This window comes from Acinetobacter sp. SCLZS86 (genome assembly GCF_021560715.1).
GTDB lineage: Bacteria > Pseudomonadota > Gammaproteobacteria > Pseudomonadales > Moraxellaceae > Acinetobacter > Acinetobacter towneri_A.
The window spans coordinates 779,915-803,376 of sequence record NZ_CP090864.1; the positions used below are offsets into that span (position 1 = coordinate 779,915).

The following is a 23,462-nucleotide window of genomic DNA, read 5'->3' on the forward strand; positions in this document are numbered from 1 at the left end:
TAATCAGCCCTTTATACTATATAAAATATTTAATTGTAAATAGCTTAAAGCGCTGCAATCTGCTCCATATTCGCTTTAATCTTCGCTAATTGATCTGCAAATTCAGCAAGTTTGGCTTTCTCACCTTCAACCACAGCCGCAGGTGCTTTCGCTACAAAACCTTCATTGCCAAGTTTAGTCGCAATTTGGTCATGCTGTTTTTGAACTTTGTCTAAGTCTTTTTGTAGGCGACCTAATTCCGCTTTCGGGTCAATTAAGCCCTTCATTGGAACGAATACAGATACGTGACCCACTACAGAAGAAGAAGACAATGGCGGTTGTTCAGCATCCGCTAGGAAGGTAATGCTTTCAACTTTCGCCAATGCTTTAAACAACGGTTCAATACGTGCGATTTGTGCTTTTTCTGCTTCAGTCGTGTTCTGAAGCAGTACAGGCAATAAACGTGCATTACCTAGACCCATTTCACCACGAATGTTACGCACCGCACCAATCAAACCTTGTAGCCATTGCATATCTGCTTCGGCTTGTTCGTTGATTTTGGCTTCATCTGCAACAGGGTAGTTTGCCAACATAATGGTTTCACCACCCAAGCCAATCATTGGCGCAAGGGTTTGCCAAATTTCTTCAGTCAAGTAAGGCATGATTGGGTGAGCAAGACGTAAAGAAGCTTCCATCACCGCAAGTAATACACGACGAACTTCAGCTTTGCGTTCTTCAGAAACAGACTCATCATTCAGAACAGGTTTGGTCAGCTCTACATACCAATCGCAGTATTCATTCCAAATAAAGTCATAAATCGCTTGCGCAGCCAAGTCTAAACGGTAAGTTGCAAAGGCTTGATGAACAGCTTGTTCTGCCTTTTGTAAACGGCTCACAATCCACTGTTCAGGCAATTCCCAAAGGTCTTGACGTGCTTCTTGACCGACAGTCTGACCTTCAACATTCATCAATACAAAACGAGTTGCATTCCAAATTTTGTTGGCAAAGTTACGGTAACCTTCCACACGTTTCATATCAAACTTGATGTCACGACCTGTGTTTGCCAATGCACAGAAGGTAAAACGAACTGCATCTGTACCATACGCCTGAATCCCTTCTGGGAATTCTTTGCGGGTCGATTTTTCAATTTTTGCCGCTTGTTTCGGGTTCATCAAACCTGTGGTACGTTTTTGTACTAAAGTTTCAAGATCTACACCATCAATCAAGTCTAATGGGTCAAGTACGTTGCCCTTAGACTTCGACATTTTTTGACCTTCGCTGTCACGAACTAAACCATGTACATACACAGTTTTGAACGGCACTTGTGGCGTACCATCTTCATTTTTCATGAAGTGCATGGTCAGCATGATCATGCGAGCAACCCAAAAAAAGATGATGTCAAAACCTGTCACCAATACATCTGTGGAGTGGAAGGTGTTTAAGAAGTAGTTTTCTGCATCTTTCTTGGCATCACCCGTCCAACCTAAGGTCGAGAATGTCCAAAGTGCAGAGGAGAACCATGTATCGAGTACGTCTTCGTCTTGGTTCAATTCAACGTCAGCGGGGATGTTGTTTTTCGCACGAACTTCTGCTTCGTCACGACCAACGAATACATTGCCTTCAGCATCGTACCAAGCGGGAATACGATGCCCCCACCACAATTGACGCGAAATACACCAATCTTGAATGTTGTTCATCCACGCCATGTACATATTGCTGTACTGTTCAGGCACGAACTTGATGCGACCATCTTTCACTGCTTCAATTGCAGGCTGCGCCAACGGTGCAATTTTCACATACCATTGGTCCGTCAATAATGGCTCAACAATCACGCCCGAACGGTCACCGCGAGGTGGTTTCAAGGTGTACGGTTGGATCTGATCTAACCAGCCTTCGCTTTCCGCTTGCTCAACCAGTTTCTTACGTGCTTCAAAACGCTCTAAACCAATGTAGTCTGCAGGTGCAGGAATGGTTTTAGAAATTTGTTCGCCTGCTTTTGCGATATATTCAAATTCAGCCAATACTTCAGCATTTTTGTTGAAGATGTTGATGATTGGCAATTCGCAGCGTTTACCCACTTCATAGTCATTGAAGTCGTGGGCAGGGGTAATTTTCACACAGCCTGTACCGAATTCTTTATCGACATATTCATCTTTAACGATTGGAACCGCACGACCAGTAATTGGCAGGATGATGTTTTGACCAACAAGGTGCGAATAACGCTCATCATCAAGCGCAACCGCAACTGCAGTATCACCTAACAATGTTTCAGGACGAGTGGTTGCCACCACAATATGATCTTTACCATCGTGTGTGCGAAGCGATTTATCTTCAAAGAAATATTTGAAGTGCCAGAGTGAACCTTGTTCTTCTTTATCAGACTCAACTTCTAGGTCAGATAGGGCAGTTTGTAATTTTGGATCCCAGTTTACGAGGCGTTTACCACGGTAAATTAAACCTTCTTCGTGTAGTTTCACGAAAACTTCTTTCACCGCATTCGATAAGCCTTCATCCATGGTGAAGCGTTCACGTGACCAATCTACTGAAGAACCTAAACGACGGATTTGACGGGTAATGTTACCACCAGATTGTTCTTTCCATTCCCAGACTTTTTCGATGAATTTTTCACGGCCTAAGTCATGACGGCTGATATTTTGCGCGCCCAATTGACGCTCTACCACCATTTGTGTGGCAATACCCGCGTGGTCTGTACCTGGTTGCCATAAGGTATTTTTGCCTGACATACGGTTAAAGCGTGTAAGGGCATCCATAATGGCGTTGTTAAAACCATGACCCATGTGCAAGCTACCTGTGACGTTTGGCGGCGGAATCATGATACAGAATGATTCGCCTTTTTCTGACGGCTTAAAGTAGCCGTTTTCTTCCCAAGTCTTGTACCATTTTTTCTCGATCTCGGTAGGATCGTAGGTTGTAGCAATATTTTGCGCTGAATCAGTCATAGTAAGAACAGATTAAAAGTGAATAAAAAATTGCAACTATTGTAGCAAAAAAATGGCCCGCTAAGCGAGATTCAACTCAGCCAAACTTATCGCAATTGGCAGTTGGGCAAACTCATCGTATGATGGACGTCAAGTATGATAAAAACGGCAAGTTCTCCGTTGCCTGCAACACTGTTTTAAACTAGGTTTAAGCAACGGCTTTTAAAATAAATGAAAACACATCAATACGGTCAAAATAGGCAAATTCAGTTATGACTTATGCTGTTTCTTTAGAATTAAAACCAGACACATATCAAAGATTTCAACACATTCATCAACAACTCAATGCGGGTGAATTGGAAAGTTTATCTAAAGCTTTGGGAGCGGTACTGACCGATATTTCTTGTGAAATTATTGAGCAGCTTTTTGGTGAAATGTCACGTTCTAGCCATTCACTAGATGGTGAGTCTGAAAAAATTATTCAGCAAGTCATACAAACCATGCAAAAATATATGCCATGGTCGGTATCGTTTTTTGGCAATCAACGTTTAACGCCTATGGTGAATTATCTGGCAAGCATGATGGATCAGCAGGAAGAGCAAGCTTTTGTGACTTATCCTGTCGATAGTATTGTCATGAAAGAAACTTTGGGTTGCATTGAGCAAATTAGGCAGGGCAACAGTGCATGCATTGCGCCTGCATTTAAAGGGTTTGCTCAAATTATTGATCAGGGCGTAGGTTATTTAATTCGTGATCCGAAAAAAATGCTGAAATTTAATGTAGTGGTCGATAAAACTTTAAACGGTGTGATTCATTTGACTACACAACTGGGGTATAAACGCTTAGAAAAAATGGGTGCGCAATTCGATTTAGAAAGTGCAGAAATATATTTAAACCATTTTCTTGGGTTTTTACAGCATCCTGCAAAACCTAAGACTTAAATGTTGATGACATAAATTTTTCAATAACGCGGACAAACGGTATGGCAAAACGGGAAAACTTGGAACATAAAGTGGTGTGGATTACTGGTGCATCTTCTGGCATTGGTAAGGCATTGGCAAAAGAGTGTGCTTTACAAGGAGCCCAAGTGATTTTAACCGCACGTCGTTATGAAGAACTTGAAAAAGTACGCATGAGTTTGCTGAATCCTGAACGTCATCTTTCTATACGTGCAGACATTACCAATGAAAGTCAGGTGTTACATGCCTATGAGCAAGTTTTGGCACGTAAAGGACGCATTGACTGGCTAATCAATAATGCAGGTTTAAGTCAGCGCGCTTTAATTGCTGATACCTCTATGCAAACCGAACGCACCATTATGGAAGTGGACTATTTTTCTCAGGTCTTTCTGACCAAAACTGTATTGCCGACCTTTTTGCAGCAAAAACATGGCCGCATTATTTTTGTGTCTAGTGTTGCGGCCTTATTGGGCACGCAATATCGCGCGTCATATTCTGCAGCGAAAAGTGCCATTCACATGTGGGCGAATAGTTTGCGCGCAGAAGTAGCAGAGCAGGGCGTACAGGTTTCAGTTGTATTCCCTGGTTTTGTAAATACCAATGTGTCTTTTAATGCGTTGAATGGTGAAGGCAAACCACAAGGACATCAAGATGAAGCCATTGAAAATGGTTTAGATGCCGATGTTTTTGCTAAAAATACAGTTAAAGCACTCATGGCAGGCGATGAATATATTGTGGTCGGGGGCGCTAAAGAAAAATTGGGCGTGTGGGTGTCGCGTTTATCGCCAAGTGTTTTATATAAAATGATTCGTAAAACTAAAGTGAAGTAATTTTTAATCAAAGTGACTTCAAAATAAAATAATAAAAACAAAAAGAAGGATGAGCCATGCGTTTAATAATTAAAGGTTTTTTTTATCAGCGCGTGGCTTTTCGCTTTCTTAGGGATGACTCAAACGACATTTGCCAAATTACAAACAAACGATGATTCGTTGTGTAAACAACCTGAATATATTGAAAAGATTTTACGACAGCACACAAATACAACCACAGTGAATGAGGACTTTTTGGCTTGTGCAGATTTCCCCAATGTTACTGAACAAACTTTAATTGCTTATGCTGAAACTCAGACAAAAGATGATCAACCTGTAGATGATTATCAGCTGACTTTTTTAACCGTAAATAGTAAAACGCAAAAGCTTCATTCAATCTATCACGTGAAAGAGCTTTTGCCTTCAGATGCAATTGAACTGCGTTCTATCCATTTAGATTTGGCGCCGTATCAAGTTTCTGAAAGCTTAAGGGCAATTGGTTTAAGAAGGAATTATGCAGGACGTTCAAGTGCCAATCCTTTTTCGGTGCAAGTACTCGATTTATATGATTTACAACATAACAAGAAAATTTTAAACGGTTTAATCGTAGCGCGTTATCAGGCAGAAACCGATACACGTTGTAATGCCGAAGTAATAGAAAGTAAAGCTATTTTAATGATCTTGCGGAATACAACTCGACAATATTTTGATATGCAATTACGTGATCGTATTCAACATTATGAAATGTCGGGAGATTTAGAAAATTGTAAAGAAACTAAACGCGTGTCTACTCAACAGCGTTTCACTTTAAAATTTGATGGTCAGCAATATCAAATTCCTCAGCCTTATCGAGATCAGTATTTATACTAAATTCTTTACAAACGCTGAAAGATGTACTCAGCGTTTTGCAGAGAATTGACTAACGCTATTTTGAACCGCCGTTCCATAAGCAAAAACTTCGACCATACCGCCTTGCATACTCAATTCTGTGGTGCTTAAACGCAGCCCCATAATATGATTTGCGCCCTTTTTTTCAGCTTCTAATTTTAAACGGACGATTGCTTCTCGACGCGCACGCTCGACAATACTTTCATAACTGCTCAAACGCCCGCCAAAGAAGTTCTGAATATTGGCAATCACAAACTTAAAATAATCATGTGAAATGACCACATTACTATGTACTAATTGCCCAGTCTGTGTGCTGGTTTGAAAACGGCTGTTGTGTACCCGAATATAGCTTAAACGCAGTTCTTGTTCGGCTAAATATTTGAAATGCTTGCGTTCGTTGTGTCGGCCAAAACCAAAACCTACGGCAAATAAAACAGCAAAGACAACAATTTGCAGAATTAAATTATCCATGTGATGTTATCCCCATCAAATCAACTCAGCCTTAATTTTGCACAGGGAAAGGGTCTGGAAGTTTAGGGATGTCAGCTTCAACTACAACCGCAGTGCCGTAAACGAACAGTTCCGAAGCACCTTGGGCAATATTTGAGGTAGAAAAGCGAATCCCGACAATGGCATTGGCACCTAAACCACGTGCTTTTTCAATCATACGATCCATTGCTTCTTGGCGTGATTCTTCTAGTAATTCGGTATAAGCCGTTAATTCACCACCGACAATATTTTTGAGTCCTGCCAACAAGTCACGCCCCACATGCTTACTGCGTACGGTGCTGCCATAGACCACATCAATTTGCCGTGAAATACGATGACCCGGTACAGATTCAAGATTACTGAGCAACATAAGATTCTAATATTTAAAAACAAGACGTATTGAAGATATGAAATGTGCTTGCAAAAAGCAATAAAAAAAGCCCACCGAAGTGAGCTGATTTAGGTCTTTGTAGATGGTGTAGTTTCACCATCAAATTAAGTTTTGCTGTACAGAATTACTGCGCTTTACGCTCAGCCGATGATGCAGGTTGTAAAGTGGCATCTGAAGTATTGGCTTTTACACCGCCACCCAAAGATTTATACAACTCCACCTGATTGTTCAAATTGGCTTGCTCAAGTAGCAACAAACCTTGCTCTGCGGCATAAGCGGTACGCTGAGCGTCCAATACGGTTAGGTAGCTGTCAATCCCTGCGCGGAAACGTGCATTAGAAAGCTTATAAGTAGTATTGGTCGCATCAACCAAGCGTTTTTGTGCCGCTAAACGATCACCAATATTTTGACGAACTGCTAAGGCATCATTTACTTCACGGAACGCAGACTGAATTGATTTTTCATAGTCTGCCAAAGCAATTTGCTGATCCGTTTCAGAAATTTTGATGTTGGCTTGGCGTGTGCCCCAATCAAAAATTGGCAAGTCGATGCTCGGGCCCACTGCCCAAACAAAACTGCCTGATTTAAACAAATCACTCAAGTCAGTTGACGCATAGCCTGCATTGCCCGTAAGGCTAATGCTTGGGAATAAACGAGCTTTTGCTGCGCCGATATTGGCACCCGCAGCCGATAGTCGATATTCTGCAGTACGAATATCAGGACGGTTATTTAGCAAGTCACTAGGTAAGCCTGCGCCAATTGCGGTAGTTTTAGTAATGTGCGTTACACGCTGCGTTGGCAATAACGTACTTGGAACTTGTTCGCCCACCAACAAGTTTAGTAAGTTCTGTGCCTGAGCCACTTGGGTTTTATAGTTGGCAACGTCATTACGTGCTGTTTCTACCGAAATTTGTGCTTGGCGCACAGGTACTTCGCTGTCGATACCCACATCAAAACGCTTTTTGTTCAGATTGTAAGATTCAAGCTGAGCTTTTAAAGTTTGATCTGCCAGTTTCAAATTGGCATTGGCAAACGAGTAGTTGAGCCATGCTTGTGCGACCTGACCAATCAAGGCAATTTGTGTGGCATCACGCGAGCTTTGAGTTGCCAAGAAATTATCTAAGGCATTGTCTTTTAGGCTGCGTACACGACCCCAAAAATCCAGTTCGTAGGCAGTCACACCTAAACCAACGTTATAGCGTGTGTGAGTTCCTAAAGCAGTACCTTGATCTTGACGTAGTACGCCACCGCTAGCACCAATTGTGGGTAACTGGTTGTTTTCGGTAATTTGATAGGCTTGTTGGGCACGTTGGATATTCAGCGTCGCTGTGCGTAAATCACGGTTATTGTTTAATGCCATATCTAAGACTTGTAATAAGCGTTGATCGGCAAAGAAATCTTTATAACCTTGTTCAGCCACAGAAATACCCGATGCAGCAGCAGTATAGCTGCTTGGAATACTTGCCTGAGCGACGGGCTCTGGCCCACGCATACTTTGACAAGCTGTCAAAGCAAGCGCGAGGGCAGAAACCGCAATACCACGGCCTGTATGCGACCATAAGTTTTGCATCACGATACATGCTCCTGATGATTTTGTTGTTTTGGTTTGTATTTAAAGATACTTCTAATCCAGACATAGAATACAGGAATAAAGAAGATACCTAACAAGGTTGAGCTAATCACACCACCTAAAACACCATAACCGACCGAGTGTTGGCTACCTGCACCCGCACCTGATGAAAGTGCAAGCGGCAATACACCAAAACCAAAGGCCAACGTGGTCATAATGATTGGACGTAAACGCATTTTTGCAGCATGCAAAGTGGCTTCAAACAGGTCTTCACCTTTTTCTTGTAGCTCTTTGGCAAATTCCACAATCAAAATCGCGTTTTTAGCAGATAAACCAATCACGGCAATAATTGCCACTTGGAAGTAAATGTTGTTGGATAGGTTCGGGTTTTTGAACAAAATCATACCACTGAAGGTGAGCAATAATGCTCCGACAATACCCAACGGTACCACCAACAGCACCGAAAATGGAATAGACCAACTTTCATACAAGGCTGCCAAACATAAGAATACAATCAGTAATGACAGTGCATAGAGGAATGGTGCCTGATCGCCCGATTCACGTTCTTCAAGCGATAAACCTGTCCATTCATAATCAAAGCCGTTTAAGCCCATAGAAGGTAGTTTTGCGACAATTTCTTCCATTGCTTGCATGGCTTCACCAGAGCTGACACCTGGCGCAGGTGAACCCTGAATGTTCTTGGCAGATACGCCGTTATAGCGTTCCAAACGCGGTGAACCATAAGTCCATTCACCTGTTGCAAAGGCAGAGAATGGCACCATATCACCACTATTGTTGCGGACATACCACTTGTTCAGGTCTTCAGGCATCATGCGTGAGTCTGATTCAGCTTGAACATAGACTTTTTTCACACGACCACGGTCAATAAAATCATTGATGTACGAACCACCCCAAGCCATGCTCATGGTGCTGTTGATTTCAGCAATGCTGACACCTGCCGCACCTGCTTGCGCTTGGTCAATAATAATACGGTACTGTGGCGTATCTTCCTGACCATTTGGACGCACCCCCATTAAGCGTGGGTCTTTCGCTGCTTCACCCAAGACAATATTACGTGCCATGGTGAGTTTTTCGTGACCATTGCCCGCAGCATCTTTCAGTTGTAAGTTAAAGCCTGAGCTGACCCCTAATTCTGGCATCGCAGGAAGCTGTAATGGCATGATGTAAGTGGCATCTTTCACAATCATGTTCAGTGCCATACCACGCTGGATGATTGCACCGACTTGTGATTCAGGGCTCGTACGCTCACTCCAGTCTTTTAGCTTAATGAATGCCATACCTGCGTTTTGACCAATCCCTGTAAAAGAGAAGCCCGAAACACTAAATACCGACTCCACATGCTCTTTTTCATTTTCTCTGAAAAAGTTGCTCATGCTGGTCATGGTGGCTTCAGTACGTTCCAGAGTTGCATTTGGCGGGAGTTGTACCAATGTCATCACCACCCCCTGATCTTCATCAGGTAAGAATGATGATGGTAGTTTTTGGAACAATAACACAATAATGCCCAGTACCACTGCATATAAAACCCCCGAGAAGATTTTATGATGCGTCATGCGGTTAACACCGCCTTGATACTTAACCGAGAGCTTATCAAAACTGCGGTTAAACCAGCGGAAGAAACGCGCAAAAATACCGTTGCTTTCAGGTTTGTTTGGATCGTGCTGTTTGAGAATCGTGGCACACAGGGCAGGGGTAAAGGTCAACGCCACCACCAGTGACAACACCATTGCAGTCACAAGAGTAATAGAGAATTGACGATAAATAACGCCTGTTGTTCCACCAAAGAATGCCATAGGTATAAATACTGCAGACAATACCGATGTAATCCCGATCAGTGCGCCTGAAATCTGTTTCATTGACTTTTCAGTCGCCGCTACAGGGTCAAGATGTTCTTCGACCATGACACGTTCTACGTTTTCCACCACAACAATTGCGTCATCAACCAATAAACCAATCGCCAGTACCATGGCAAACATGGTCAGAGTGTTAATCGTGAAGCCAAACATATTGATCACGGCAAAAGTACCCAGTACCACCACAGGCACGGCCATAGTTGGAATAATGGTGGCACGCCAATTCTGTAAGAACAGGAACATCACAATAAAGACCAAAATGATCGCTTCAATTAATGTTTTAACAACACTCTTAATCGAAAGTTCAATGAATGGTGTGGTATCAAAGGCCAATTCATCCTTTAAACCTGTAGGGTAGTTTGGACGTAATTGTTTGAGGCGTTCTTCGACAGCTGCAGCAGTATCGAGGGCGTTAGCACCTGTAGACAATTTAATTGCGACACCGCCTGCAGGCTTACCGTTGTATTTAGAAATAAACTGATAGTTGTCTGCACCAAGTTCAATTCGTGCGACATCACCCAAGCGCACTTGAGCGCCCGAAGCGGTATTTTTTAGGAAAATATTGCTAAATTGTTCAGGTGTTTGCAGCAAGCTTTGCGCAGTAACCGTCGCATTCAAAGCTTGACCTTGAATTGAAGGTGCGCCGCCCAATTGACCTACCGCAACCTGTGCGTTTTGGGTGCGAATGGCTTGAGCAATATCACTTGGTGTGACTTGCAAACTTGCCATTTTGGCAGGATCCATCCAAATACGCATAGCGTATGAGCCACCAAAGACTTGCACTTCACCCACACCTGCAACACGGCTCAGCGGTTCAGAAATGTTAGAGTTAACATAGTCTTTAATGTCATCGGCAGAAAGGCTTTCATCAGGTGAGTAAAAAGCGAGAACCTGTAAGAAGCTTGCTCCTGATTTGGTGACTTTTACGCCCTGACGTTGCACATCATCAGGCAACAGCGCCGTAGCAGATTGTAATTTATTCTGTACTTGAACCTGTGCAATATCTGGGTCGATGCCTTGTTCAAAGTTTAATGTAATCGATGCAGAACCATTACCCGCACTGTTGGATGAAATATAGCGCAGTCCATCCAAGCCGTTCATTTGCTGTTCAATGATTTGTGTTACCGTGTTTTCCACAGTTTCAGCAGATGCACCCGGATAGGTTGCAGCAATGGTGACCGTTGGCGGTGCAATGGTCGGATATTGGGCAATTGGCATATTGGTGAGGGTAATAATCCCCGCCAACATGATCACCAATGAAATCACCCATGCAAAAATGGGGCGATGAATAAAAAAGTGAGCCATTAACGTCTACTCCTTATGTATTTGAAGTAGTTTTTGGTTCAGTGGCTTGGGCTTCTGAGGCTGGTTTTGCATCACCCGATTTTGCTGGTGCAGCAGGTGCGGCTTGTGGAGCAGCGCCTTGAGGTTGATACGGCTTAGCAACCACTTGCTGATCAGCTTTTACTTTAGCAACACCGTCTACAATCACTTTATCGCCGGTTTGCAGACCTTCAGTCACAATCCAGTTGCTGCCTTGCGTACCAACTGTGGTTACAGGGCGCGGTTCAACGATACCTTTAGCATTCACAATCATCGCCATTGCCTGACCAGTAGGTGTACGGCTAATCGCAGCTTGTGGAATTAAGATCGCGTTAGGAATTACACCTTGCACAATTTGCGCAGTGGCAAACATACCAGGCAACAATAAGTGATTTGAATTAGGGAACACGGCGCGTAATGTCACCGTGCCTGTTTCTGGGTTCACACTGGCATCAGAAAAAGCCAAACGACCTTCAACAGGGTAGTAGCTACCATCTTCAAGTTTTAACTTCACTTTGGTGTTGTTGCTGCTGTTTAAACTGCCCTGACTCAGTTGCTGACGTAAGCGAAGTAATTCTGCACTAGACTGATTGATGTCTACATAAATTGGATCTAAGCGCTGAATAGTCACTAAGGGTTCCGCTTGACTCGCCGTAACCAGTGCACCTGCAGTTACCGTAGAGCGGTTAGTTTGCCCTGAAATTGGTGCGCGTACAGTCGAATAACCTAAGTTAATTTCGGCATTTCGTACTTCTGCTTGAGTCGCAGCAACATCGGCTTCGGCAAGTTTGACCTGTGCCACAATGTCATCATATTCTTGTTTAGAAATGGCATTGCTACCCACCAGTTGGCGGTAACGACCTTCTTTAACCCGCAACACATTCAGTTGTGCTTGTTGACGGGTGAGTGCTGCACGGCTACTGTCTAAACTGGCACGGTTGGTGCGCGAGTCAATTTCATAAAGTGCCTGACCTTCGCGTACGTAGCTGCCTTCAGTAAATAAGCGTTTCAGAACCACACCACTCGTTTGTGGGCGAACTTCTGAAATTTCAAAGGCTGTGGTACGTCCTGACAGTTCTACAGACTGTTCCACACTTTGTGGCTGTGCCACTAGTACACCAACCTCAGTCGGTGGCATTTGCTGAGCTGCACCTGTTTGCTGTGCATCTTTTGGATCTTTGCTACAACCCACAAGCGCTAAACTTGTGGCTAATGCGCAAGCAGTCAGGGCGGGTGCCCAAAGCTTTGCAGACATCATTCTTTCACCTCTATTAGATTTTTATCTAAACTTATGTATGGGTTTGTCTTGCAAATAATGAGCGCAAAACAGATACCATAATGTGATCCAAATAAAACTTATGCTCCAACCGGAGAGGACATCTGAAGGATAGTGCACTCCCAAATACACACGGGAAATGCCCATCAGCAACATCCATAACCATGCACACACAGATAAATTTTTATGTGCTGGATGTTGCAAACTCAGGTAAATCACCAAACAACCTAAAGTTGCAGCATAAAAACTATGGCCACTAGGAAATGAATCGCCAAAAGTTTCCACCAAATGCAATGCTTCAGGCGGGCGGGGTCGCGCGAATAGGTATTTGAGCAGCCACGACAGCGCAATACTTACGACCAGTCCTACACTGATAAAAACAATTTTTGCGTATTTTTTATACCATGCCAAATAGAAAAAGCATAGGCATGTTAAAAATAATACAAATGGCAAGCCCCCTAATACAGAAAGTGTGATTGCCAATTGATTCAAATGTGCGGTGCGTTGAGTACTTACAAACTCCACACTGGCAACATCAAATTGTTGCCAACTTGGAATGTTTAGCACTAACACACTGATTATAAATAGTAAACTACCGAGATAAAGCAGTATTTTAGGCATGCTAAAAATCCCTGTAAGTTTAACCGATTTGAGCACGGTTGATGAATGGAATAAAGTGTACTAGTCAGTACACTTTATTTCAAGCCAATGTAAATGAGAAGAATTTCTTTTTTTGTTACTTTGTGCGCAATGTAAATGTGCACTAAATTTTAGCATTTCGTTCAGTATTTGAGGATGAATCGTCATCCACTGTAATTGGTTGTTTCGGTGGCCAAAAGAAATCACTTGGACGGGTTAAGAAGTGAGTCAGCACCAATTTTGCCAAAGGTTTCCACTGTTCAAAACGTACCCGACGCGCACGCAATGCCACAATAATGGTTAAAGTAAAGCTGACAAATAAGTTGGTTAAACCAATTAGCAGTACGCCTAAAAAGGACACAATAATCAGGCCAATTTCAGGTGAGCCATTAATATTCATTAAACCCTGAATAAAGTTGGCAGAAGCGAAGGCAATGTGGCGAATATCAATCGGTAAACCCAAAATATAACCCAGTGTGGCGGTACTACCGAGCATAATCCCGAACAGGAAGTTACCTGCCAAAGCCCCTAAGTTTCGTTCTATATAGGTGGCAAATGTATTGAGACGTTCTTGTCCGAGTAACTTTTTTAAATGCAGATGGGCTTTTAGGCGTGGCCCGACTTTACGGTATACGGCCATGTTATCAAAATAACCCGCAATCAAACCAGACAGAAATAAAAATACCCCGGCAATAGCGGCATGCGGAATGGCAAGTGACGTAAATGGATTCAAGTCGTGTAGCAAATGGGATGCTTTGGTGTGTGACATCAACGGTTCATGCAATATGGCATCCCAACTAAACGCAATTAAGGCCGCAACTGGAATCGCAATCGAAATATTGCCCAAAATGGCGACGAATTGCGTACGGATAATATTAATAATTAAGGCAGCAAGTTCGGCTATTTGCGCCATCTTAGAGCCTTTGCGGTGTTGAACCGTCGAGGCTAGTGCTGCTGCAGTCATCGCGGGTTGTTTAGTGGCAACGGTAAAGTGCAAGACATGAATTAGCATAAAACCAAATGAATAAATCATGCTGTTGATGATAGCCTGCATCATCGGGGCAAGGACTAAACGCGAGGCGAGAGTTTTTAAAGTCGCCATCATGGCGATTAAAACACCTGCACCTGCTGCAGCTTTATACATGCTCCAAAAGCCATCTTTATCGGTACTTACATAATGCTCACCCGTTTTACTAGCATTTTCAGTGACTTGTAAGGCAATTAACTCACTATTTTCTGCAAGCAATGAGCGTACACTGCGTTCGCTATACAACGCCGAAGTTACATCTACCAGTAATTGTCCTGCCGAAACATAAGCAACTTTGTCTTGCGCCACGATTAAATTTAGCAACAGTTCAATCCGCTCTAAACATTGTTCCAGTAAAGACAATAAATAGGTCAGGCTGATACTGACGCCAGTACGTTTAGTCGCACGACGAATTTTACTGCTGACATCATGACATTGGTCAATCATTACCAAAGCTTGAGAGGCATCGGGTGGTTGAATGGCACTGATTTGATCGTGTTGCTGATCGGCAACTTTATAAAGCTGAATAAATTCGTTGATTTCACGGTTTTGTGCCAAAAAAGGTGAATCATATTCACTCAGTTCAGGGTAGGCATTAATAAATTCAGGATACAAACCAATGCCACTGACCCGATACGACAACACTGTCAGGGCTTTAATAATTTCACTGCGGATCAGGCGTTTTTGCGTTTGTCCACCATGTCCGCGATTCAGCAAAGTAAACAATTGCTGCCATTCGGCATCTTCAATATTGTCGAGCCAGTATTTGTCACTGCGTAGTGGAAAAACCCGACGGACTAAATCTTGCAGTTGGCTTTCATCATGAATCAGCGGTAAAAAATGTGCGCCTAAACGTTGAAATAACTGATTCCAAAAGCCATCGAGCGATAAAATACCCGTGTCGGCAAATAAACTGGTTTGTTTGTATTGATTGATTAGACGTAAAACAAAATGTTGCAAGGTTGAGCTGGCATCAGGCGTTAGCAGAAGTGCTTGCAAAAAAGCCTGAAACTTTTCATGGGTTTCTTCTAAATCTTGAGTGTCACTTGGACGGATACGATTGACCAGTTCAATCAGCAGACTTTCATCCAGAACAGCTTTGGGTGTATCTAGCTGTTCTTGCATTTTTCTAAGTAAATCGTTGAGTTTTATATGCATAAGTTGCTTAAATTATTGAATGCGATGTAAAGCCATTAAGGCTAAATTCTTTAAAGCCTGACGAGACTCTGAATCTGGTAATGCTTCTAAAGCGTTAATTGCGGCTTTAGTTTCTTCTGTGGCACGTTGGCGGCAATAGTCGAGAGCGCCAGAGGACTGCACAATGGCAATGACCTGATCGAGGTCTGAAGTACCACCTGTCGCAATACTGCGACGAATAATTTGATGTTGTTCGCCAGTGGTATTTCTTAATGCAGAGATTAAAGGCAAAGTGGGTTTGCCTTCCATTAAATCATCACCAATATTTTTACCTAATGTTTCAGCGTCTGACGTGTAATCTAAAATATCATCAATAATTTGGAAGGCATTGCCAAAGTGTCCTGCAAATAAGCGCAACGGCTCACGGTACTGTGGCGTGCCTGTTAAAATTGCTGCACCTTCGGTGGCAAGTTCAAATAAACGTGAAGTTTTGCCGTGAATAATGTCTAAATAAATTTGTTCTGTTGTGTCAGGTTGATGCTGTGCCTGTAATTGTAAAACTTCACCTTCGGCAATTTCACAAGTGCCCGTTGAAAAGTCTTTCAGCAACACCAAATCGTTTAAGTCGACCAATAGGTCAAAGGCGCGGGAAATTAAAAAGTCACCGACTAAAACTGCTGTTTGGTTATTCCAAGTTGCATTGGCAGTAGGCCGACCACGACGTAAGCCAGACTCATCCACCACATCATCATGTACCAAAGTTGCTGTATGTAGCATTTCAATGATCGCAGCCAGTTTGCGTTGACGTTCTAAATCTTCTGCGCCACAAGCTTTTGCCGCAAGTAGACACATAATTGGACGCATCCGCTTACCGCCAGCTTCGACCACATGCTTGCTGACTGCCATCACCAACGCGACTTTAGAGGTAATCCCTTCATTAATAAATGTATCCATCGCAGCAAAATCAGAAGCAACAGGGGCGAGAATGTCTTGCTTAAAGTCGATGGTCATGTGAAGAGAAACCTCAATAATATTGAATGAAAACTTAGTTGAATCAGTTGTAACTTATGTTACAGCCAAGAAAACTGCTTAAGTCTGCGAAAATAACGCAATGAATGCAATAGTTAGGCAACTGCCAAATGCTGTAATTGTTAATTCTACTAGAAAATGAAGTCAATAACTTTGTGGGTAAATTCAGTTATTTGCTCAAGTTGGGCCTGATTTTAACAAGCACAGCAGTTTACGCCAACACAATCTGTCTATATTGATTGATCCATTGAATATGGATGAGGCTACAAAAGTCATTTACGCGGCTGGGTATTAAACAATCAACCTTGTTGTGCAATAATTGCCGTAAATGGCTTGTTGTTTGTGCGAATATCGCTTAAAATCCTTGCCCTTGAATAACCCCCAGTGGCGTTCGTTTTAAGATCGATATATCCCTTTATCGGCACGACGACACGGGTATGTTTGGAGTACATTATGTACGCAGTAATCCAAAGCGGTGGTAAACAGCACCGTGTTGTTGAGGGTGAAACCCTTAAAGTTGAATTATTGAAAGCTGAAACTGGCGCAACTATTACGTTTGATGACGTATTAATGGTTGTAAACGGTGACAACGTTCAAATCGGTGCTCCAGTTGTTGCTGGCGCTAAAGTAACTGCAGAAGTGGTTGGTCATGGTCGTCACGACAAAATCCGTATTGTTAAAATGCGTCGTCGTAAACACTACCGTAAGCAACAAGGTCACCGTCAATGGTTTACCGAGTTGAAAATTACTGGTATTGCAGGCTAATCACTAGGAGTAAATAGACATGGCAACTAAAAAAGCCGGTGGATCGACTAAGAACGGTCGTGATTCGAATCCTAAGATGTTAGGTGTTAAAGTTTACGGTGGTCAAACTGTAACTGCTGGTAACATCATCGTTCGTCAACGTGGTACAGAATTCCACGCTGGTGCAAACGTAGGTATGGGCCGCGACCATACTTTATTTGCTACTGCTGACGGCGTAGTAAAATTCGAAGTGAAAGGTCAATTTGGCCGTCGCTACGTATCTGTTGAAGCGTAAGCTGAAATAGTGAAAAAACCCACAAGTGATTGTGGGTTTTTTTATGCTTGTATGATGGAGAGTTAGGGTCAAAAGATAAATTTTAGTTCTTCATCATGATGGATAAATTTCTACATTTTATATTAATAAGCATACAAAACTTCTTATTTTCTATCATATTAGCGCCAGAAATTGGTTTAAGATGGGACATCCAAAACATTGCGATTGAGCAAATATAAAAAGGTGAATCTATGAATATGCTTCGTAAAACGATGTGTGCTGTGGCATTGGGTGCAACCACTTTAGCGCCAATCATGAGTACTACAGTGTTTGCTGCGCCAGTGGCAGCATCGGAGCAACAAGCGACAGCAAATCTTGTTAAACAATTGAATGGCATTAAAAGTTTTACTGCCAACTTTGAGCAAACTACAAAAGTTAGCAACAATGGTAAGGCTTTGCCAAACCGTGGTTTATCGGCACAACACATGAACCAGAATTTTAAAGGGGTTATGAAAGTTGAACGTCCGGGTAAATTCTTTTGGGAAACCACCAGTCCAGCCAAACAGACAATTGTGACCACAGGTAAAACCGTATGGATTTATGATCCAGACTTACAGCAAGCGGTACGTCAAAGCCTAGATGATCAAGTGGCAAATACACCTGCATTGTTGCTTTCGGGCAATACCAATCAAATCATGCAGTCGTATCGTGTGACCCAGCCGAATAAGTCAAAAACCTATTACACTTTATACCCAAAAAGTGATGATGGTGTATTTCAGAGTTTAACCATTAGTTTTGGTGCACGTAACGCGCCAACTTTAATGATTCTGCAGGATTCATTGGGTCAAACCACGCATGTGCGTTTTAACAATGTGAAAGTCAATGCGGCGATACCTGCATCGACCTTTAACTTCACGCCGCCAAAAGGCACGGACATTATTGATCAATAACTGAATGTTTTTATACGTTCTTTTAAAGCATAATTTGCTATCCCTTATCCTAGCCTTCTTCCACAGGGAGAAGGCTCTTTTAATCCCAATTTGGTTTATCGCTCATAATTTTTAGCTTATGAAAGGACTCTGATGTCAATTTTACATAATAAAAAGTTTGTAAATCAGCAAAACACCGCGAATGGTGAGGTATCTGGCTCAACAGTTTTTTACTATCAACAAGTAGGGGAAACAATTGAAGCTACTTATTCTGGCGGAAGTATTAGGCAAGGGCATCTGTTGGGAGTCATGACTTCAGTAGATACATTTAGTATGGTTTATCATCATGTCAATCAGTTAGATGAACTACGTATTGGTCAATGCAACTCAACTATCATTTTGGATGAAAACGGAAAAATCAAATTGCTTGAACGTTGGCAATGGTTAAATGGTGATTGTTCAACAGGTGAGTCTGTACTTGTAGAAATTTAATCCGATTATTTAGGTTTTAATCATAGATTTTTAGTTGAAGCATTTTCAATACAGCGGAAATTTATTTGAATATTCTTCCTGAGAAATCCACAATTTCTGTGGATAAATCTTGGGATAATTCACATTTTGCTGTAAGCAGGATATAGACTGAGTCATCAAAGATCATTATTTTATATTAAGGATTTGTTGTCAAAATTTTGATTTATAATGAAAAAATAAAAATAATTACGCAAAAATCTGAGTAGAAATTTTAAACAGTTTTATCCACCGATTATTCCGTTACACAACTGCTCTAGGATTGAACAGCGAGAGTTATCTATAGTCTTGACTAATTCAATTGAAGAAATTTTATCGTAAAATTTATGTATGTTTGCATTTCTAATCATTAGACTATGTGAATCGTGGCTGAGGGGGAATTTAATGCAATATTTAAAATCACAGGTGTTTTTGGGTGCTGTCACTTTAAGTTCAGTATTGTTGTTGACTGCATGTCAGCCAAAGAGTGAGGCAACTTCTAAAGCCGAAACAGAGCAAGCTGCGTCTGCATCTGTCACAGCCGATATTCCTCTGATTCAAGCTAAAGTGGTGGCACTAAAATTGCCACAGCAGCAAATTTGTGATGAAGAAGGTTGTACTGCTTACGATATTCAGACGGTAAAAACCAATGTAGCGTGGATTGATGAATATTTTATGCAGCGCCTGCAAAAGGCAGACCCAATTGCATTTTCTGAAGCTGCAGCATCAACTGAAACGCCAAAAGTAGAAGAAACTGATCCTATGCGGCTGAGTCAGAGTTCAAGCTATGTGCGTTATATCGGGCAACATGCCAATTTAGCGACGTTTAGTTTGCAAAGCTACAGTTACCCTGCGGGTGCAGCACATGGTATTCATCACCAAGAATTTGTGACTCTTGATTTAAAACAGAAAAAGCGTTTGGCGCTGCAAGATATTATGCTGCCCAATACGGAAGCTAAAATGACCGAAGAATTGTTTAACCATAATTATAACTGGCTAGACGAACATGATATTTCCCTTGAAAAATTTAAACTGAGCGATAATTTTTATTATGGTGCCAATGGTTTGGTCTTTGTCTACCCGTTGTATGAATTGGCATCTTATGCAGAAGGTATGCCTGAATTGATTCTGCCTTATTATGCGACGGAGAAATTAATTAAGCCTGAATATTTGCCAAGTTTGCCACAGTATCCGAGCCAATAAAATTGCACAAAAATACGCAGAGATTGCTGTAATAAGGTGCAGCTGTGAATCGGGTTACTGTATTTTTTAACTCGAAGCGCTTACACTATAGCCAGTTTTTTTCTTATTCCAAGATTGGCTATGATTGACCCGAAATTACTCAGAAATAATATTGAGGCTGTAAATTTAGCCTTGGCAAAACGTGGTGTGCAGTTAGATGTGGCAGAGTGGGCAGCACTTGAAGCACGTCGTAAAGAATTGCAATCTAAAACCGAAGCCTTACAGGCAGAACGTAATTCGGGTGCCAAACAAGTCGGTCAGATTAAAAAAGCAGGTGGCGATGCTTCTGAAATTATGGCACGTATGGCTGCCATTGGAGATGAAATTAAAACTGCTGAAGTGGCTTTGGCAGAATTGCAAGATGAGTTAGAAGCTAAATCATTGTCTATTCCAAACTTGCCCGATGAGTCCGTGCCAGAAGGTAAAGATGAAGCTGATAATGTAGAAGTATTGAAATGGGGTACACCACGCCAGTTTGATTTTGAAATTAAAGATCATACCGATCTTGGCGAAATGATGGGTGGTTTGGAATTTGAAACTGCAACCAAATTAACAGGTTCTCGTTTTAGTGTTCTGAAAGGACCATTGGCGCGTTTACAACGTGCGATTACACAGTTCATGTTAGATACGCATACTGTTCAGAATGGTTATACCGAAGCGTATGTACCGTATTTGGTTAATGCAGATTCATTGCGTGGTACAGGTCAACTGCCTAAATTTGAAGAAGATTTGTTCAAATTACAAGGTGAAAAAGAATATTATTTGATTCCAACTGCCGAAGTTCCTGTCACCAACTTTGTTCGAGATGAAATCATTGACCCTGAACGCTTGCCATTAAAATATGCCGCGCATACACCTTGTTTCCGCAGCGAAGCAGGTTCTTATGGTCGCGATACTCGTGGTTTGATTCGTCAACATCAGTTCGATAAGGTCGAAATGGTGCAAATTGTAAAACCAGAAACCTCAATGCAGGCTTTAGAAGAACTAACTGCACATGCAGAGGGCATTTTGCAGGCACTTGGCTTACCATATCGTAAAATTATTCTCTGTGGTGGTGATATGGGTTTTGGTGCAACCAAAACTTATGACTTAGAAGTATGGGTGCCAAGCCAAAATACCTATCGTGAAATCTCAAGTTGCTCAAACATGGGCGATTTCCAAGCACGACGTATGAAAGCACGCTACCGCGTAGATCAGAAGAAGATCGAATTGGTGCATACGTTGAATGGTTCAGGTTTAGCTGTAGGTCGTACTTTACTTGCAGTGATGGAAAACTATCAACGTGCTGATGGTTCAATCGAAATTCCTGCAGTATTACGTCCATATATGGGCGGTATTAGTCATATAGACTAAAATGCATCGAATTTGTGCATAGTTTTTGCTTTAGCTCAATCAGATCTAAAAAATATAGAGGCGTATCGTGGAAATTTTCCCAATCTCTTTAAAGTTGCAGCAGCAACGTTGCCTGATTGTGGGTGGTGGGCATATTGCTTATCGTAAAGCACTGTTACTGGCTAAAGCGGGCGCAAAAATTGATGTACTTGCTCCTGAAATTGATGACAATTTACTGCAACTGGTGCAGCAGAGTCAGGGGCAGTATGTGCAAGATGTTTTTAGTTCATCTACTGCGCTGCGTCACTATCGTTTGGTGATTGCTGCAACAGATAACAATTTGGTCAATCAGCAAGTTTTTGCAGCTTGCGAAGCCGAAAATGTGCTGGTCAATAGTGTTGATGATCCGCCACATTGTCGTTTTATGGTGCCTGCGATCATTGACCGTTCGCCTTTAGTGATTTCAGTTGCAAGTAATGGCACATCTCCCGTGTTATCACGTCAAATTCGTACTCAACTGGAAAGCAGTATTCCGCATGGTATGGGCAAACTGGCTGAGTTTTCAGGTCAGTGGCGTGCGGCGGTAAAACAGAAAATTATAAATCCAGAAGAGCGCCGTATTTTTTGGGAGGAGTTATATGCTAGCCCTCTTAAAGAACAGGTGTTCAATGACAATCTTGACGCTGCAAAACAAAGTATCCAACAGGCTTTAGCGGAATGGCAAACACCGAAAGGCGAGGTGTATTTGGTTGGTGCAGGGCCAGGTGATCCTGAGTTACTGACCTTAAAAGCCTTGCGTTTAATGCAGCAAGCCGATGTGGTGATTTATGATCGTTTGGTGTCTGCACCTATTTTAGAATTGTGTCGCCGTGATGCCGAAAAAGTCTATGTCGGAAAAGCACGTTCTAACCATGCTGTACCGCAAGAAGGCATCAATGCATTATTGGTGAAATATGCACAAGCAGGTAAGCGAGTTTGCCGTTTAAAAGGTGGCGATCCGTTTATTTTTGGGCGTGGCGGTGAAGAAATTCAAGAATTGTATGAAGCAGGTGTGTCATTTCAGGTCGTACCGGGCATCACCGCAGCCTCGGGCTGTTCGGCTTATGCAGGCATTCCACTGACTCATCGAGATTATGCGCAAAGTGTGCGTTTTTTGACTGGGCATTTAAAAGAAGGTTCGCCTGAATTGCCGTGGTCAGAATTGGTGTATGAACACCAGACTTTGGTGCTGTATATGGGCTTGGTTGGCTTAGAAAGCATTTGTGAAAAACTGATTGCACATGGACAACGGGAGGATATGCCTGTCGCCTTAATTTCTAAAGGCACGACCCCTGAACAAAAAGTGGTGGTGGGGACGTTGGCGGATATTGCCAGTAAAGTCGCACAGCACCACATTCAGGCGCCTACCTTGACCATTATTGGTGAAGTGGTCAATTTACGTGAACAGTTGAAATGGTAATGAATCTCCCCCAACCCTTCTTTTAAAAAGAGGGGAGTTCCCACATTTTCTAAAGGGAGCTGAGGAGGGATTGTGAAAAGTAGAGAAAATTTGTGATCCACGTTGTTTTATATGAGCCTGAAATTCCAGCCAATACAGGCAATATCATTCGTTTGTGTGCCAATACAGGTGCGCAATTGCATTTGATTAAGCCATTGGGTTTTGAATTGGATGATAAAAAGCTGAAACGTGCAGGTTTGGATTATCACGAATGGGCACGTATGCAAATTTGGGACAATCTTGAGCAATGTTTGGCTGATTTAGACAGTAAAGGTGTGGGCTTGGATGCGATTTATCCATTGACCACCAAAGGTACAGAAACACCACATACTTCAGATTTAAACCGACCTGTTGCCTTGTTGATGGGGCCTGAAACTCGCGGTTTGCCTGAAGCTGTACGCATGTTGTTTCCGCAGCAGCACTGGATTCGTTTACCAATGGCAGAAAACTCACGCAGTTTAAATTTGTCTAATGCAACGGCTGTGATTGTGTATGAAGCATGGCGTCAGCAAGGTTTTAAAGTATTGCTCTAATTTGACCATTAATTTATTTCAAATTTAGTGCGATCTTGAGTATCAATGCGTACAATTGATAGATAAAAAGCTGA

Annotated in this window: 20 protein-coding genes; 11 read left to right on the forward strand and 9 right to left on the reverse strand. The window is 42.3% G+C overall.

The window, feature by feature from the left end:
• Positions 1 to 44: 44 nt before the first annotated feature.
• The gene (locus LZP46_RS03575; RefSeq protein WP_236094691.1) at positions 45 to 2,939 is read right to left on the reverse strand and encodes a valine--tRNA ligase; all 2,895 of its coding nucleotides are present in this window, start codon (positions 2,937 to 2,939) and stop codon (positions 45 to 47) included.
• 251 nt (positions 2,940 to 3,190) lie between these two features.
• Here LZP46_RS03575 and LZP46_RS03580 point away from each other — a divergent pair, with 251 nt between their 5' ends.
• From LZP46_RS03580 to LZP46_RS03590, 3 genes are all read left to right on the forward strand, one after another.
• Positions 3,191 to 3,859 (forward strand): hypothetical protein, encoded by a 669-nt coding sequence (locus tag LZP46_RS03580; RefSeq protein ID WP_236094692.1) that lies wholly within the window; start codon positions 3,191 to 3,193, stop codon positions 3,857 to 3,859.
• 41 nt (positions 3,860 to 3,900) lie between these two features.
• Positions 3,901 to 4,707, forward strand: a complete 807-nt coding sequence (locus LZP46_RS03585; protein WP_236094693.1) for an SDR family NAD(P)-dependent oxidoreductase — start codon at positions 3,901 to 3,903, stop codon at positions 4,705 to 4,707.
• A gap of 114 nt (positions 4,708 to 4,821) precedes the next feature.
• Positions 4,822 to 5,556, forward strand: coding sequence for a hypothetical protein (locus tag LZP46_RS03590; protein ID WP_236094694.1), 735 nt, complete (start codon positions 4,822 to 4,824; stop codon positions 5,554 to 5,556).
• Positions 5,557 to 5,583: 27 nt separating this feature from the next.
• On the opposite strand, the gene LZP46_RS03595 is transcribed toward LZP46_RS03590, so the two are convergent.
• The 8 genes from LZP46_RS03595 to sdsA form a co-directional block, all read right to left on the reverse strand.
• Positions 5,584 to 6,045, reverse strand: a complete 462-nt coding sequence (locus tag LZP46_RS03595) for a YbjQ family protein (protein WP_236094695.1) — start codon at positions 6,043 to 6,045, stop codon at positions 5,584 to 5,586.
• Between the two features lie 31 nt (positions 6,046 to 6,076).
• Positions 6,077 to 6,433, reverse strand: a complete 357-nt coding sequence (locus LZP46_RS03600) for a YbjQ family protein (protein WP_236094696.1) — start codon at positions 6,431 to 6,433, stop codon at positions 6,077 to 6,079.
• A gap of 145 nt (positions 6,434 to 6,578) precedes the next feature.
• Positions 6,579 to 8,024, reverse strand: coding sequence for a multidrug efflux RND transporter AdeIJK outer membrane channel subunit AdeK (gene adeK / locus LZP46_RS03605; RefSeq protein WP_236095166.1), 1,446 nt, complete (start codon positions 8,022 to 8,024; stop codon positions 6,579 to 6,581).
• Positions 8,024 to 11,203, reverse strand: coding sequence for an efflux RND transporter permease subunit (locus LZP46_RS03610; RefSeq protein ID WP_230244044.1), 3,180 nt, complete (start codon positions 11,201 to 11,203; stop codon positions 8,024 to 8,026). The genes adeK and LZP46_RS03610 overlap by 1 nt, the downstream gene beginning before the upstream one ends.
• A 13-nt stretch (positions 11,204 to 11,216) precedes the next feature.
• Positions 11,217 to 12,479, reverse strand: a complete 1,263-nt coding sequence (locus LZP46_RS03615) for an efflux RND transporter periplasmic adaptor subunit (RefSeq protein WP_019837049.1) — start codon at positions 12,477 to 12,479, stop codon at positions 11,217 to 11,219.
• A 21-nt stretch (positions 12,480 to 12,500) separates the two neighbouring features.
• The gene (locus LZP46_RS03620) at positions 12,501 to 13,118 is read right to left on the reverse strand and encodes a phosphatase PAP2 family protein (RefSeq protein ID WP_234113949.1); all 618 of its coding nucleotides are present in this window, start codon (positions 13,116 to 13,118) and stop codon (positions 12,501 to 12,503) included.
• 142 nt (positions 13,119 to 13,260) lie between these two features.
• Positions 13,261 to 15,321, reverse strand: a complete 2,061-nt coding sequence (locus LZP46_RS03625) for a site-specific recombinase (RefSeq protein WP_236094697.1) — start codon at positions 15,319 to 15,321, stop codon at positions 13,261 to 13,263.
• 12 nt (positions 15,322 to 15,333) lie between these two features.
• On the reverse strand, positions 15,334 to 16,311 hold the full coding sequence (gene sdsA / locus LZP46_RS03630; RefSeq protein ID WP_136144129.1) for an All-trans-nonaprenyl-diphosphate synthase: 978 nt from the start codon (positions 16,309 to 16,311) through the stop codon (positions 15,334 to 15,336).
• A 471-nt stretch (positions 16,312 to 16,782) separates the two neighbouring features.
• Between sdsA and rplU the strand changes: the two genes are divergently transcribed.
• The 8 genes from rplU (at position 16,783) to LZP46_RS03670 (ending at position 23,388) form a co-directional block, all read left to right on the forward strand.
• Positions 16,783 to 17,094, forward strand: a complete 312-nt coding sequence (gene rplU, locus LZP46_RS03635; RefSeq protein ID WP_004972275.1) for a 50S ribosomal protein L21 — start codon at positions 16,783 to 16,785, stop codon at positions 17,092 to 17,094.
• Positions 17,095 to 17,113: 19 nt separating this feature from the next.
• Complete coding sequence (rpmA, locus tag LZP46_RS03640; RefSeq protein ID WP_004760935.1) at positions 17,114 to 17,368, forward strand: 50S ribosomal protein L27; 255 nt, start codon at positions 17,114 to 17,116, stop codon at positions 17,366 to 17,368.
• Between the two features lie 230 nt (positions 17,369 to 17,598).
• Complete coding sequence (gene lolA, locus LZP46_RS03645; RefSeq protein ID WP_096902723.1) at positions 17,599 to 18,297, forward strand: outer membrane lipoprotein chaperone LolA; 699 nt, start codon at positions 17,599 to 17,601, stop codon at positions 18,295 to 18,297.
• A gap of 132 nt (positions 18,298 to 18,429) precedes the next feature.
• On the forward strand, positions 18,430 to 18,768 hold the full coding sequence (locus LZP46_RS03650) for a hypothetical protein (protein WP_236094698.1): 339 nt from the start codon (positions 18,430 to 18,432) through the stop codon (positions 18,766 to 18,768).
• A 420-nt stretch (positions 18,769 to 19,188) separates the two neighbouring features.
• Positions 19,189 to 19,986, forward strand: a complete 798-nt coding sequence (locus tag LZP46_RS03655) for an RsiV family protein (RefSeq protein WP_236094699.1) — start codon at positions 19,189 to 19,191, stop codon at positions 19,984 to 19,986.
• Between the two features lie 120 nt (positions 19,987 to 20,106).
• Positions 20,107 to 21,378: a serine--tRNA ligase gene (gene serS / locus LZP46_RS03660; protein ID WP_236094700.1), complete on the forward strand. Its 1,272-nt coding sequence runs from the start codon at positions 20,107 to 20,109 to the stop codon at positions 21,376 to 21,378.
• A gap of 67 nt (positions 21,379 to 21,445) precedes the next feature.
• Positions 21,446 to 22,816 (forward strand): siroheme synthase CysG, encoded by a 1,371-nt coding sequence (cysG, locus tag LZP46_RS03665; protein WP_236094701.1) that lies wholly within the window; start codon positions 21,446 to 21,448, stop codon positions 22,814 to 22,816.
• Positions 22,817 to 22,908: 92 nt separating this feature from the next.
• Positions 22,909 to 23,388 (forward strand): tRNA (cytidine(34)-2'-O)-methyltransferase, encoded by a 480-nt coding sequence (locus LZP46_RS03670; RefSeq protein WP_236094702.1) that lies wholly within the window; start codon positions 22,909 to 22,911, stop codon positions 23,386 to 23,388.
• The last annotated feature ends 74 nt before the right edge of the window (positions 23,389 to 23,462 follow it).

Bases quoted from the DNA above. Each gene is read 5' to 3' on its own strand.
- serS (WP_236094700.1), top strand. From the start codon at position 20,107: ATGATTGACCCGAAATTACTCAGAAATAATATTGAGGCTGTAAATTTA.
- LZP46_RS03650 (WP_236094698.1), top strand. From the start codon at position 18,430: ATGTCAATTTTACATAATAAAAAGTTTGTAAATCAGCAAAACACCGCG.
- LZP46_RS03620 (WP_234113949.1), bottom strand. From the start codon at position 13,118: ATGCCTAAAATACTGCTTTATCTCGGTAGTTTACTATTTATAATCAGT.
- LZP46_RS03610 (WP_230244044.1), bottom strand. From the start codon at position 11,203: ATGGCTCACTTTTTTATTCATCGCCCCATTTTTGCATGGGTGATTTCA.
- adeK (WP_236095166.1), bottom strand. From the start codon at position 8,024: ATGCAAAACTTATGGTCGCATACAGGCCGTGGTATTGCGGTTTCTGCC.
- LZP46_RS03595 (WP_236094695.1), bottom strand. From the start codon at position 6,045: ATGGATAATTTAATTCTGCAAATTGTTGTCTTTGCTGTTTTATTTGCC.
- rplU (WP_004972275.1), top strand. From the start codon at position 16,783: ATGTACGCAGTAATCCAAAGCGGTGGTAAACAGCACCGTGTTGTTGAG.
- LZP46_RS03600 (WP_236094696.1), bottom strand. From the start codon at position 6,433: ATGTTGCTCAGTAATCTTGAATCTGTACCGGGTCATCGTATTTCACGG.
- LZP46_RS03585 (WP_236094693.1), top strand. From the start codon at position 3,901: ATGGCAAAACGGGAAAACTTGGAACATAAAGTGGTGTGGATTACTGGT.
- LZP46_RS03575 (WP_236094691.1), bottom strand. From the start codon at position 2,939: ATGACTGATTCAGCGCAAAATATTGCTACAACCTACGATCCTACCGAG.
- LZP46_RS03625 (WP_236094697.1), bottom strand. From the start codon at position 15,321: ATGCATATAAAACTCAACGATTTACTTAGAAAAATGCAAGAACAGCTA.
- lolA (WP_096902723.1), top strand. From the start codon at position 17,599: ATGAATATGCTTCGTAAAACGATGTGTGCTGTGGCATTGGGTGCAACC.
- LZP46_RS03655 (WP_236094699.1), top strand. From the start codon at position 19,189: ATGCAATATTTAAAATCACAGGTGTTTTTGGGTGCTGTCACTTTAAGT.
- LZP46_RS03615 (WP_019837049.1), bottom strand. From the start codon at position 12,479: ATGATGTCTGCAAAGCTTTGGGCACCCGCCCTGACTGCTTGCGCATTA.
- LZP46_RS03590 (WP_236094694.1), top strand. From the start codon at position 4,822: ATGACTCAAACGACATTTGCCAAATTACAAACAAACGATGATTCGTTG.
- LZP46_RS03580 (WP_236094692.1), top strand. From the start codon at position 3,191: ATGACTTATGCTGTTTCTTTAGAATTAAAACCAGACACATATCAAAGA.
- sdsA (WP_136144129.1), bottom strand. From the start codon at position 16,311: ATGACCATCGACTTTAAGCAAGACATTCTCGCCCCTGTTGCTTCTGAT.
- rpmA (WP_004760935.1), top strand. From the start codon at position 17,114: ATGGCAACTAAAAAAGCCGGTGGATCGACTAAGAACGGTCGTGATTCG.